The sequence below is a fragment of the Paenibacillus sp. Y5S-9 genome (assembly GCF_036894235.1).
GTDB lineage: Bacteria > Bacillota > Bacilli > Paenibacillales > Paenibacillaceae > Paenibacillus.
Map to the genome: position 1 here is coordinate 3,157,670 of NZ_CP145887.1, position 14,023 is coordinate 3,171,692.

General features: G+C 46.7%; 7 protein-coding genes. All 7 read left to right on the forward strand.

The window, feature by feature from the left end; genetic code table 11:
• Nucleotides 1-85 precede the first annotated feature (85 nt).
• The 7 genes from V6669_RS14060 to V6669_RS14090 all read left to right on the forward strand — a co-directional run bounded on the left by V6669_RS14060 (nt 86) and on the right by V6669_RS14090 (nt 13,959).
• Complete coding sequence (locus V6669_RS14060; protein ID WP_338594472.1) at nt 86-1,546, forward strand: alpha-L-fucosidase; 1,461 nt, start codon at nt 86-88, stop codon at nt 1,544-1,546.
• A gap of 283 nt (nt 1,547-1,829) precedes the next feature.
• Nucleotides 1,830-3,293, forward strand: coding sequence for an exosporium glycoprotein BclB-related protein (locus V6669_RS14065; protein ID WP_338594473.1), 1,464 nt, complete (start codon nt 1,830-1,832; stop codon nt 3,291-3,293).
• A gap of 688 nt (nt 3,294-3,981) precedes the next feature.
• Nucleotides 3,982-9,228, forward strand: a complete 5,247-nt coding sequence (locus tag V6669_RS14070; protein WP_338594475.1) for a S8 family serine peptidase — start codon at nt 3,982-3,984, stop codon at nt 9,226-9,228.
• A 239-nt stretch (nt 9,229-9,467) separates the two neighbouring features.
• On the forward strand, nt 9,468-9,650 hold the full coding sequence (locus V6669_RS14075; protein ID WP_133384634.1) for a sporulation protein Cse60: 183 nt from the start codon (nt 9,468-9,470) through the stop codon (nt 9,648-9,650).
• A 153-nt stretch (nt 9,651-9,803) separates the two neighbouring features.
• Complete coding sequence (locus V6669_RS14080) at nt 9,804-10,976, forward strand: GntR family transcriptional regulator (RefSeq protein ID WP_338594945.1); 1,173 nt, start codon at nt 9,804-9,806, stop codon at nt 10,974-10,976.
• 222 nt (nt 10,977-11,198) lie between these two features.
• On the forward strand, nt 11,199-12,500 hold the full coding sequence (locus tag V6669_RS14085) for a glycoside hydrolase family 125 protein (RefSeq protein ID WP_338594476.1): 1,302 nt from the start codon (nt 11,199-11,201) through the stop codon (nt 12,498-12,500).
• 79 nt (nt 12,501-12,579) lie between these two features.
• Nucleotides 12,580-13,959 (forward strand): extracellular solute-binding protein, encoded by a 1,380-nt coding sequence (locus V6669_RS14090; RefSeq protein ID WP_338594478.1) that lies wholly within the window; start codon nt 12,580-12,582, stop codon nt 13,957-13,959.
• Nucleotides 13,960-14,023 lie beyond the last annotated feature (64 nt).

Below are 14,023 nucleotides of genomic sequence, written 5' to 3' on the forward strand. Positions count from 1 at the left end.
AAAAGTTAGTGTTCTGCATGTCTATCCTTCGGCCTTAGCACTACAATACAACTACAGACAATAACAGAAGGGATGAGAACATCTCATGGACAAAAACGAATATTTGCAACATATCGAAGCGACGATTGAGAGCGGTAAATTCAAGGACAACTGGAGTTCGCTTAGCGCCTTTCAAGTACCCGAATGGTACCCAAAAGCGAAATTCGGCATATTCATTCACTGGGGGCTATATTCTGTACCGGCCTATGATAGCGAATGGTATTCGCGAAATATGTACATACAAGGCACCAAAGCTTATGAACATCACCTTGAGGTGTATGGGCCTCATAAAGACTTTGGATATAAAGACTTCATTCCGATGTTTCAAGCAGAGAAGTTCAATGCAGATGAATGGGCAACGTTATTCAAACAGGCTGGAGCCAGATATGTTATGCCTGTGGCTGAGCACCATGATGGTTTTCAGATGTACAAAAGCTCTATCTCTCACTATAACACATATGAAATGGGCCCCAAACGGGATCTTCTGGGCGAGATGAAGGTTGCATACGAGAAGCAGGGGCTGACCTTATGTGTGTCGTCTCACCGCGCTGAGCACTGGTTCTTCATGTCTCACGGGAAGGAGTTTGATTCAGATATTAAGGAACCCCTGGAGCGTGGGGATTTCTATTGGCCTGCCATGCCTGAACCCAAGGATCACTTTGACTTGTATGACTCACCTCCAACCGAGGAGTATCTGGAGGACTGGTTGATTCGCTGCTGTGAACTGGTCGATCAATATCAGCCAAAGGTCTTCTATTTCGATTGGTGGATTCAAACGGTTGCGTTCAAACCCTATCTTAAAAAATTTGCTGCTTATTATTATAACAAAGGCGAAGAATGGGGCGTGCCTGTAGCTATCAATTATAAACATGAGGCCTACATGTTTGGTAGTGCCGTTCCGGATGTGGAGCGGGGACAGTTCGCTGAGCTTAAGCCCTATTTTTGGCAAACGGATACAGCTGTCGCTAAAAACTCATGGTGTTACACGGAAAATAATAACTATAAAACGGCTGAGGAGATCATTCGGGATCTTGTCGATATTGTAAGCAAAAACGGAAATTTGCTGCTGAACATTGGACCCAAAGCAGACGGCAGCATACCGGAAGAGGATCGCGACATTTTGCTGAACATCGGCAAGTGGCTGGAAGTGAATGGGGAAGCGATCTATGACACGTCATTCTGGCGCACGTTTGGCGAGGGTCCGACAGAGGTGAAGGAAGGGCAATTCACCGATGGGGATACGAAGATATTCACGAGTGAAGATATACGGTTTACGTTAAAAGATAGCAGTCTGTATGCCACGGTACTTGCCTATCCAGATAACGGGGTGATTCACATTAAATCCCTGAAGAAAGATTCTCATCATTATCAAGGCGTTATTCAAGACATTCAGGTACTTGGTTACGAGGAAAAACCGCAATGGGAGAGAACAGCTGACGCACTGACGATCACAACGACAACTGTGAAAAGTAATGCGCCTATTGTTTTCAAAATTAAATTGGACTAATCTACAAAGATAAATTAAATACTGTAAATATAAAAAGGGCGCATCCAGGAGTATTGTACTCATCGGATAGCGCTCTTTTGGTTGGGCTATACATAGGGCTGACTTCCACGCAAAATCATCTCCATGATAATGGAGGCTGCTCCAAGCTGAAAACGGTAATGCAGAAATTTACCTATATAATAATCACGAAATTCTCTCTTGCTAATATACTGATATCATCAAACCAGTGATGTTCGCCTGTAATGGAATGATTGAGACTCACTAAGGAGGATTTGCAAAAAAGATGAAACCAAAGAAACGCATCAGATATGGTTGGAGCGGATTTAAGAAAAGAAAAGCTGAGGACTGTGACCATCCCCAAGAGCAGCACAAAGAACACCACCACGAGCACCATCATAACCACCACAATCATCACCACAATAACCACCATCCTAAGTGTTTTGACAAAGAAGCCGAATTGCTTCTCAAATTAATTGGTGAGTTGAAAGGAGCAATTGTACAGGTTTTTGCCAATCCCACGCCTCACAATGTTTCACTTCTGATTGAGGTACTGCGTAAATTACTGGCTCTGGTTCATTGCTCGGATTTGAAAAAGGGGACCAAGGCAGATCTCGAAGCGATCTTGGAGCTTACCATTGTATCTGCAGAGGCCGTTCCATTTTCTCCAATCAGTGTGGGAACCAATTTGCAGCAATTGCTGGATGTGCTCCTATCTGTCATTTTACAGGGGAATATCGATTCGGCTGAGAAAGATCAACTGGTCATTTTGATCCGGGCGACCGAATTGGCTATCACAACAGGGCTTAGAAACATAGGGAGTCAAGGTCCGGCAGGACCTGCAGGACCAGCGGGTCCTCAGGGCGTACCTGGTCCACAAGGCCCGGCAGGCGCTGCTGGTTCTCAGGGTGGTGTAGGTCCAGCTGGTACACCGGGAGCTGCTGGTGCCCAGGGACCAGCAGGTGGGACAGGTGTTACTGGAGCAACGGGTGCGGCAGGCCCAGCAGGTGGCGCAACAGGAGCTACAGGTGCAACGGGGAGTACAGGAGCTGTTGGGGCAGCTGGCGTTACAGGAGCAACAGGTGATCCTGGCGTAGCAGGAGCCACCGGAGTCACCGGGGCTACTGGGGCTACCGGGGCAGCTGGACTTGCGGGAATCACCGGGGCTACCGGCGCAACTGGGATTGCGGGAGTAACTGGCAGCACTGGTGTTACTGGGGCTACGGGTTCTGGGGCCATCATACCGTTTGCTTCTGGCGGACCTGCCATATTAACAACGATCCTTGGTGGACTGGTCGGAACGACAAGCCTTATCGGTTTCGGCAGCTCGGCAACAGGAGTCAGCATTCTGGGTGGCACAATTGATTTAACGGGAACGATTGTCGGACCACTCATTAACTTTGCGTTCTCTGTTCCACGAGATGGCGTTATAACTTCCATTGCTGCCTATTTTAGTACAACAGCAGCCTTGGCCTTGGTCGGTTCAACGGTGACCATCACTGCGCAATTATTCAGTTCACCTACTCCTGATAATGCATTTACTGCGGTTCCGGGGGCGGTCGTTACACTGGCACCTCCACTCACCGGTATTATTGCATTGGGTAGTATCTCCAATGGCATAACCACCGGATTGACTATACCTGTGACCGCACAGACACGTCTTCTGCTTGTATTCTCCGCAACGGCAACTGGACTTAGTCTTGTGAATACCGTTGTTGGCTATGCAAGTGGCGGCGTGAACATTACATGATGAGATATAAATTTTGATATGAACGACATGAGAGTTCTCATGTCGTTCTTTTTCTTGGTTTGAAATTTTGAGCATCAGGTCTTGGTTATATAGAACTACTAAAACCTATTATTCATCAAAAACATGCAGGAATACGAAAAATAAGCTGAAATGTGTAAGCGACATGAGACACATAAAAGCATTAAATAGACTTATTTTCTATATTTTTCAATAAAGTGCTTGTATATATCGAATAATGATTTTATACTATACCAATAAAATCCAATTAAATTCCTAATCGACTATTATATGTAATTAAAATGTTTAACTACTCACTCGAATCACGATCGAAAGTCATATTGACCACTCCTTAGCAAGCGTTCTGCTAACGCTCCAGATTACCCTTCCACATGAATGCTTATCGACATTCACTCTCATTGCATTATTCAAACACCCAAACTATTCACTCACATGGTTTAATCCGATTCATTCAATCTCCTAAACTTCCAAGTCAAAAATCATAGACTGATCTGTTATCTCTTCTGACTCATATTGTTCCCTAACCAGACCTGTAAAGGAGGTGAGGCTTTATGTGAAATCCAGGGTATCTATTTCGTCCGCAATAAAGGTTATTTTACCGTTTTATTCTGCAGAGAAGGGCATATGTACCAGACTAAATTAAAAAACCGGGTAAAAGGAGTGGAAAAGTTTGATAAAGATTAATCGGTTACGCAAGCCCATCTCCATGGGGCTCTCGCTTCTCCTTGCATTTTCGATCATTCATCCGGTTTCAGCTGAAAACTCCACATCATCCAAATTGGATATGAAATCTGGACTTGCCAATGTTTCGGAGTCCAAAGTAAACGCCAAGTTGACCAAAGAATTCGAAGGTAGTGAATATGTTACCTATCTGGTGAAAATGAAGGAACAGGTGGATACAGCAGCAGTCTCCAAACAGGCCCTTGAAAAGGCGACCATCGCCAAACAAACGGCTTCAGCCACAAAGCTGTCCGTTCGGAATTCGGTCGTCAGCTCTCTGCGAGAAACAGCCTCACGTACGCAATATCCATTGGAAACTTATCTGGAAAAGGAAGTTGACCTGGGCAAGGTCAAAGAATATAAAAGCTATTTTATCGTCAATTCACTGGCAGTAACGAGTACCAAAGAAGTCATGGAACAGATTGCGCTGCTGCCTGAGGTAGAGAAGATTCTACCGAATGAGACCCGATACTTACAGAAAGCCGAAGTGAGTAAAGAACCAGCGAATGTGGCATCAGGCAAAGATGCTGTCCAAACGCCAACTAAAGACTCTTCAGTCGGAGTCAAAGACAAAGAGCCTGCTACAAAGGACAAGCTTGCGACAGAGAACGTGGAATGGAACCTGGATTACATCAATGCGCCAGCCGTGTGGGATCGGGGCATCGATGGAACAGGTATTGTTGTTGCCAATCTGGACAGTGGTGTGGACTATACCCACCCTGCGCTTCGCAGCAAATGGCGGGGACTGGATGCATCGGGTAATATCGTTGATCCCGAACTGAGCTGGTATGATCCGCACAGTAATGCTTCACTTCCTGCGGACGGAGACGGGCATGGTACACACACGATGGGTACGATGGTTGGCTCCGAAGCAGATGGTACCAACCAGATCGGGGTTGCTCCCGGTGCGAAGTGGATTGGTGTGCGGATATTCAATCCGGAAACAACGGATGCCATTATTCTGGATGGCGGACAATGGTTGATTGCTCCGGTGGATGCGGAAGGCAATCTGCATCCTGAACTTGCACCGGATGTTGTCAACAATTCATGGGGCGGAGGTGCAGGACTGGATGAATGGTTCCGTCCTATGGTCCAAGCTTGGCGTGATGCGCAGATCTTTCCCGAGTTCTCCGCAGGAAATGTGAGATTGGGTAACCCGGGAGGACCTGGTTCTGTTGCTAACCCGGCCAACTATCCTGAAAGTTTTGCTACAGGAGCAACCGATATCAACGGAAACCTGGCTTCATTCTCCTTGCTGGGCCCATCCCCGTATGGTGAGATCAAACCGGAAGTATCTGCCCCTGGTGTGAATATCCGCTCAGCAGTTCCGGGCGGTGTATATGAGGGAGGGTGGAACGGAACATCCATGGCAGGCCCGCATACAACTGCGCTTGCTGCACTTCTTCTTCAAGCCAATCATTCCCTTACAGTGGATCAGCTGGAGCAGATCATTACAGATACAGCCACGCCGAGAACAGATAGTCAATATCCGACATCTCCTAATAACGGCTATGGTCACGGCATTATTAATGCCCTTGATGCTGTGGGTTCTGTACTCGAAGGAATCGGCACAGTATCCGGCAGAGTGGTTACAGCCGGAGATGATCTGGAAGAGCCGGTACTGGCACACACCCCTGTTAATTCTGCCTTTACAGGCATCGATATACCATTAACCGCTCATGTGACAGATAACGTCGCGGTAGTCTCCGTCGAGGCTTTTGCCAAAACGACAGGTACCAACCAGTACGTCTATCTGCCGATGAATCGGATTGCTGGAGATAACAAAGATGGTACGTATACAGCGACCATTCCGGCATTTCTCATTGAGCCACAAGGTGTGGAGTATTATATCCGCGTTAACGACTACGGCAACAACGGCTTCGAAAGTCAGGTATATAAAGTGGCTGTATCCAATGGTGTTCAGCCAGGATATCTTCAGGATTTTGAAGAAGATCAGCTGGGCTTCACGACAGGCGGAACCGGAAGTACTTGGGTATGGGGAGCACCAACCAGTGGTCCTGGAAGTGCATACTCCGGTGACAAGGTGATTGCAACCAATCTGCAAGGGACTTATGTGGCGAATAGCAATGCATATCTGCTTGCGCCACCAATTGATCTCACCGAGAGTCCAGAAGGCGCGTTATTATCTTTCAAACACTGGTATGATCTGGAGAATAACATCGACTTTGGCAAGGTATATATCGCTTCCGAGGACAGCGACTATGTGTTCGAAGAGTTGTTAAGCTTCACGGGTACAGGTGGGAACTGGAAGAAACAATATGTGGACCTTCGCGAATACGCGGGACAGCAGGTATTTATCAAATTCAATTTGACCAGTGATAACTCGGTGCAAAAGGCTGGTTGGTACATTGATGATTTCGCAGTTGAAGAATTGGATGATCTTGCACCAGGAGCTCCAGCGGGATTAACTGCAAACGCTGATATTCTGGGCAACGTAGCCTTGAGCTGGACTGGTCCGAGCGATGAGGATCTCGAATCCTATATCGTATATCGCTCCACAACCGCAGGTGCAGGTTATGAATCCATTGGAACTGCAACAGGAACAACGTTTACGGATACGGCTACAGTTACGGATTCGACCTATTACTATACCGTTGCCGCACTTGATTATAGTGGTAATGAAAGTGACAAATCGAACGAGGTCTCCATTACAGTGGAGGTGCCTCAGGATCTCTACATTGATCATTTCGATGGTAGTGATGATAATGGCTGGACTCATTCAGGAACCAAAGATGAGTGGGAACGTGGCATTCCGGTAACGGGACCTGCAAGCGCCGTTTCTCCACCGAATGTCTGGGCGACTGATCTCGACAATACGTACGAGAATGGCTCCAACTATTCACTCGTATCTCCAGTTGTTGATTTGACGGATGTATCCGAAGGAACACTTACGTTTAATCATTGGTACGAGATTGAGAGTGGATACGACTACGGTTATGTGGAAGTTACCAAGGATGGTGGAACGACATGGTCAGAACTGGGCAAATTCTCACATAGTACAAACGGTAAACAATGGACACCGGTATTTTATGACCTGGATGCACTTACCGGCAATGAAGTGCAATTCCGGTTCCGTCTGACCTCAGACAACAGTGTTGTGAAGACAGGTTGGTTCATTGATGATTTCCGTGTACTGGGAGTTCCTGCGGAGACGGTAACGGAGGACAGTGCGGTTGTGCTTAACAGCGACAAACCAAAACCGTCCTATGATAACCCATGGTACAAAATTTCGCGGACAGACAAAGCGGAATTTAACAAAACGAAACAGCAATTACCGGAAGTTGAAAAACCAGGTACAGGTTCGGTTAATCCACAAAGCCTGCCTGCAAGTGCAACGGTTACCGTATTGGAAACCGGACGTTCGGTGAAGACAGATTCAGCTACAGGGAAGTATAGCTTCACACACGTAGCAGGTGATTACACGTTAAAAGCTGAGGCATATGGATATTATCCTCGAACTCAGCAGGTAACGATCACCGATGGCAGTGGTGCCAAAGCCAACTTTAATCTGGAGGCAATCCCGCATGGGCAGATTGAAGGTGTAGTCACAGATGAGCGGACAGGACAACCACTGGCTGATGCTTCCGTTCTCGTGGTGGAAGATGCCAATGTAGGTGAAATTCGCACAGGTTCAGATGGCAGCTTCAATATTCAGGTATTGGAAGGAAGTTATACCCTGTCCATCCGGGCTGCTGATTATTACAGTAAGACCGTTACTGTTACTGTCCCTGGTAATGGTACGGCTGAGGCAAATGTTGCCTTGAAACCATTCATCGGTTTCCCTGGGGAAATTGCTTATGATGATGGAACAGCAGAGAACGCACGAGCTTTTAACGCTGCGGATAACGCTTGGGCGGTTCGAATGACACCAGAGCTGGAGACCGCTCAACTGACAGGTGCATCGTTCCGATTCTGGAACAGCGAATGGCCTGTACCTGGAGGTACAGCGTTCCAATATGCCGTCTATGATGCTTCGGGTACTGGCGGCGCTCCGGGACGACAACTGGCTGGACCATTTGACGGTACTGCACTTCGTAACGATCAATGGACAACCGTTGAATTCCCGGAACCGGTCATTGTAACGGGCGACTTCTATATCGTGTATGTTCAGAGTGTAGCTGGAACTGGTGCTCCGGGACTGGCTACTGATGAGAATGGTACGAATGCAGGTCGAAGCTGGCAGCGAGTAGGTGGCGCATGGAGCACTTCACCTGCAGAAGAAGGTAACTACATGATTCGTGCAGTTGTGAGATATCCGGTAAATGCACCGGTGCTCACAGCCCCTGCGAACACGTATACGAATCAGTCAACCTTCACCGTGTCGGGAACGTCTCCAGCATCCGGCGCCCAGATCAAGTTTTACAACGGCAAGGATCTGGCAGGTACAACAACGGTAGCAAATGGGAAGTTTTCATATGGTGTGAAACTCCGTTCTGGCATTAATGCGATTACTGCTGAGGCAGTGGTAGACGGTAAAACAACCGACCGATCACTCCCTGTTGTCATTATTCTGGATCAGACCAAACCGCAGTTGACAATTGTTACCCCAGCTCAAGGGGATCGCATCAATGCAGAAGTTGTTCACGTAACGGGTAATGTCGTTGAACAATTCCTCGATAAGGTAACCGTTAACGGACAAACCGTACAAGTGGGTAAAGACAGAAGTTTCAGTCACCGTGTATTGGTCAATGAAGGCGAGAACACAATTACCATCACGGCAACCGATATCGCTGGCAACAAAACAACCGTAACACGCACCGTTTATGTGGAGACGGTGTTGCCAGAACTTACGAATATTACTCCGGCTGAGGATGTGCGAATCACATCAGGGGAGAGTGTTACCGTTTCATTTGACAGTAAACCTGGTCTGCAAGCATCTTTCCGTATTCAGTTACCTTTGAATCTGAATGCCCAAGGGGCAGGAGAGATTCCATTGGTGGAGACTGAACCTGGTCGTTACACGGGTACGTACACAACACCTGCATCCCTTGTTCTTGAGGGGGGAGTCATTGTGATTCGCGCTCAGGATGCAGCAGGCAACAAAGTAGAGGCTGAAGCAGCTGGACGATTGTTCGTCAGCGCAGCACAAGAACAATCAGTTCCAGAACCAGATTCGAGCTCTGAAGAAACTGGAACGGAAGTGAGTCCACCTTCCGCTGAGGGTCTGCAACCTTAATTATGAAAAGTGTGACATGGATGATAACTGCATATTGACCATCTAAGCAAGAAGCCGATAAGCCAAGGGTATCAGGGCTTGTCGGCTTTTTGTTGTATCAATTCATATCTGACGCCTAAGATTACTCGGTTATCAAACCATTTATCCCTGATACACAGCGAAGTTTGATATGCGACCTAAATGCATCAAAGACGTATAATATCCCTTAAGTCACTATTAGATGGATAGGGAGATGAACGATGAGAACACAAGTGAGAATATTTGAAAATACAAGTACTGTAGAGTTGGAGAAAGAAATGAATGAATTTTTAAATGGGATCAATACTGTGAATGTAGTGGATATCAAGTATTCTGAAGTATCCGTTACTAACGGAGGTTACGTTATAAATCATTACTCGGCTATGGTTATCTACGCCAAATAAATTTAATAATGAACTTTTGGAAATGAAGCATCCATTGGGATGCTTTTTCTTTTGCTCTCATAGGACACAAGGTGAGCCGTCTCTTTCTTCACATTAATGATATAACATGATATATTAGGATGTAGAACATGAGAAGTGTGGGTATTTATGGAGGTGCTTGTATTGGGGAAAGATTCGGCATCCAAGCCGATGTATGAACAGATCTTTGAATCTTTGCGGGAACGGATACAGCTTCATCAATATCATGTGGGTGAACGTGTTCCTTCGGAGAAGGAGTTATGTGATGAATTCGGAGTTAGCCGGATTACAACTAAAAAGGCGCTTGAGATGCTGGCGAGTGAACAATTAATTGTTCGTCAGCCAGGACGGGGTTCTTTTGTAGCCGATACAGCAGATGTGTTACAGGAAAGACCTAACAGACTTGCTCCGCGTGCTGCGGTTAAAGATCCAGAGAAGAAGCTGCTCATTGGTCTTGTCATTACTAACTTCAGTGATATGTATGGTACAGAACTACTATATGGGATGGAAGAAGCTTCGCGAGAGCATGATTGTTTTCTTGTAGTTAGACGATCCTTCGGAATTCCTGAGCAGGAGGAACAGAGCATTCAGGAACTGCTGGAACTGGGTGTGGATGGATTGATTATTTTCCCGGCACAGGGTGAATATTTCAGCGATGAGATTTTAAAACTGGTCGTTAATAAATTCCCGTTTGTCCTGATTGACCGGTACTTGAAAGGCATTCCGGCTTCTTCTGTCAGTACGGATAATGTAGGCGCGGCGCGAGAAGGGATGAATTATTTGTTCGATCTCGGTCACCGACATATCGCTTTTCTGACGCAGCCTCCGGCGAACACTACACCGATTGAAGAACGAATTGAAGGAATCATTGAGGCTCATCATGATCAAGGGGTGCTGGTGAACAAGGAACTGTGGTTAGAATCTTTTCTTTCGACACTGCCAAGTGTGCTTGATCCTCAAGTCGAGGTCCGTGATGTGGAGACATTGGTGGAACATTTACAGAAATACCCCCAGATTACTGCACTCTTTGCTGCGGAGTATCATATTGCTTTACTTGCAGAACAGGCAGCGGATCGGCTTGGTCTGAGAATCCCGGAAGATATGTCCATCATTTGTTTTGACAGTCCAAACGCAGCCGAAGGAAGCCGTATAACACATATGAGACAAAGCCAGTTTGATATGGGAAAACAGGCATTCGAGATGGTGCTTCAAAGTATGCAGAACAACGAAATGGCAGTGAACAGAGTTATTTTGCCTGCCCGCTTGGTGAAGGGCAAATCAACGAGTATGGTGAAACAAAAGGGTTAATTTTAACGGCTTTATAATTATTGTGTTTAAAGAGGGACTTCGTGGAAACGAGGTCTCTTTTTGTTGTGGATAAAAAGGGGAACATTACCTTAATTGGTATAATATTTAGTGCGGTGAACTAAAATAACATGCTAATATACAAATAAATATATTGACATAACATTATATTCGTTTTAGGATGATGAAAGCGGTTAACAAACTGGATTACATAAGGAGGACAACATGCTGACACCCAGAGATGATCAAGAAATTTCTCCCTCGATATACGACATGATTGATCGGGTTAACAAACGTATGCCGGATTATCCGGAACTTAACCAAATGTTCAAAAACTGTTTTACCAATACAATGGCGACCACAATTCAGCGCAAAGAAGATGGGACAACTTTTGTGATTACGGGAGATATCCCTGCCATGTGGTTACGTGATTCTGCCGCTCAGGTCAGACCTTATCTGGTTCTGGCTTCAGAGGATGAAGATATCGCCGACATGATCGCTGGACTGGTTGAACGTCAACTGAATTATATTCTGCTGGACCCTTATGCAAACGCTTTTAATGAGACGGAGAGTGGGAAAGGACATCAGGAAGATCTGACGCAGATGAATGATTGGATCTGGGAACGGAAGTATGAGATCGACTCACTGGCTTATCCGATTCAGCTCAGTTATCTCCTGTGGAAGAACACGGGGAGAACAACTCAATTCAATGATACGTTCCGTAAAGCAGCCCAGATCATCATGCAGTTATGGCAAGTGGAACAGCATCATGAGACGAAATCACCCTACACGTTCCAACGTCTGGATGCTCCTGAAACCGATACGCTCAGCCGAGAGGGACGAGGTACTGAAACAGCCTACACCGGCATGACTTGGTCGGGATTCCGTCCCAGCGACGATCGCTGTGAATATGGTTATCTGATTCCATCCAATATGTTCGCCGTTGTGGCGCTTCGATATCTGCAGGAAATTGCTGAAGCGGTGTTCGAGGATGAAACGCTGGCAGCGACTGCTAAGCAGTTGGAGGAACAGATCAACAATGGTATTCAAGATTATGGCACGGTTGAACATCCGGAATATGGAACCATATTTGCATACGAAACGGATGGGAAAGGCAATCACAATCTGATGGATGATGCCAATGTGCCAAGCCTGCTGTCTTTACCTTATCTCGGATATGTGGAGGAGAACGACGAGGTGTATCAGAATACACGCCGTTTCATTCTATCCTCGCACAACCCGTATTTTTATGAGGGAACAGCAGCGGCGGGAATCGGTAGTCCGCATACACCAGAAGGGTACATCTGGCATATCGCGTTATCGATGCAGGGGCTGACTACAGAGGATCGCAATGAAAAACTACGATTGCTTCAGCTTATCCATAAGACGGATGCGGATACCGGACTGACCCATGAAGGCTTTTCGGCCAACGATCCACGTGAATATACACGTCCATGGTTTTCATGGTCCAACATGCTCTTTAGTGAACTGATTATGGATTATTGCGGATTCCGCGTACAGAAATAGGATAGGAAAGCAAGAGAGAACCTGCGAGTACATCATAACGTTCGGAGTTCGTTGAATTCCGACAAGAGGAGATCGAACCATGAGAAAAATATCATTGAAAATGCCGGTAGCAGCAGTTATGACATCCTTGCTTATTCTAACTACGGCCTGTTCGGGTGGAAGTTCCAGCACAGGCACAACCAGTGATGGCAAGAAGGAAGTAACCGTATCGTTCCGTTCTTCAGGATCTGAAGATACACTTACGAAATTCTTCCAATCAGGTTTGGTGGATCAATTTGAGAAAGAAAACCCTGATATCAAAATCAACATTGCGCCTGTATTGGCAAGTGAGGGTGATTATACGTCCAAAATGGTTTTACAGATGAAATCGCCTGACACGGCGCCAGATGTTATTGCCGAAGATACATCCATCATCAAATCCGATGCTGCTGCGGGATATCTGGAGCCGTTGGATACACAGGTTCAGGGATGGTCCGATTGGAAAGAACACATCATCGACAACTTGAAGGCAGGGGTTACCGGAGAAGACGGCAAGGTGTACGGCGTTCCAGCTACCTCGGATACACGCGGAATCTGGTACAACAAGGAACTGTTTCAACAGGCGGGACTTGAAGTTCCATTCAAACCTGCAAGCTGGGCAGAAGTACTCGAAGCAGCACGCACCATCAAGCAAAAACTGCCAGGTGTGACACCGCTTAATATGATCGTGGGCAAAGCAAACGGTGAAGGTGTCACCATGCAAACGCTGGAAATGCTGCTCTATGGTACGGCGGATACGCTGTACGACGACACCACCAAGAAATGGGTCGTTAACAGCCCGGGCCTTCTGGATTCTTTCAAATTCATAGATCAAGTGTTTAACACGGATAAAACAGGTCCGACCATGCAGGTAGCCTTGAATGGACAAGCTGGCAGTATTGCATTCCAGCAACAGTTCCCACAAGACAAACTGGCGATGGCTGTAGATGGTAGCTGGGCAGGTTCGACATGGGCCGAGAACGGTGCTGCTCCAATTGCCAACGTCGAAGAGAAAATAGGCTTTGCACCATTCCCAACACAAAATGGGGAAGAGCCTGGAGCAACTACGATGTCCGGAGGGTGGGCTTGGTCTGTTCCTGCACAAGCGAAGAACAAGGAAGAGGCTTGGAAATTTATCGAGTTCCTGATGAATAAGGAAAATGCGACTGCTCGTGTTGTAGCGGAAGGCAGCCTCAGTCCGCGTAATGATTCCACTGAAGTTGAAGGTTATACGGATCGTCCATATACCAAAGAAGCACAGGAACTCTTGAATGTGGCCCACTTCCGTCCAGCTAACGATCAATATGCAGCGGTATCCGCACAATTGCAAAGCATTGTTGAGAGTATTGCCTCTGGCAAGCTGACGCCGGAACAGGGAATTACGCAATTGAAGGACAACGTATCCCGTTCCCTTGGCGCGGACAGCATCGAAGAGAAATAAGGTTATCGATATATTCGGAGGGGGAGGCACAATCTCCCCTTTTTCCGGTTCGAATGGAGAGTGA

Excerpts from the sequence above, each read along its gene's own strand:
- V6669_RS14060 (WP_338594472.1), top strand. The coding sequence starts at position 86 with ATGGACAAAAACGAATATTTGCAACATATCGAAGCGACGATTGAGAGC.
- V6669_RS14065 (WP_338594473.1), top strand. The coding sequence starts at position 1,830 with ATGAAACCAAAGAAACGCATCAGATATGGTTGGAGCGGATTTAAGAAA.
- V6669_RS14075 (WP_133384634.1), top strand. The coding sequence starts at position 9,468 with ATGAGAACACAAGTGAGAATATTTGAAAATACAAGTACTGTAGAGTTG.
- V6669_RS14085 (WP_338594476.1), top strand. The coding sequence starts at position 11,199 with ATGCTGACACCCAGAGATGATCAAGAAATTTCTCCCTCGATATACGAC.
- V6669_RS14090 (WP_338594478.1), top strand. The coding sequence starts at position 12,580 with ATGAGAAAAATATCATTGAAAATGCCGGTAGCAGCAGTTATGACATCC.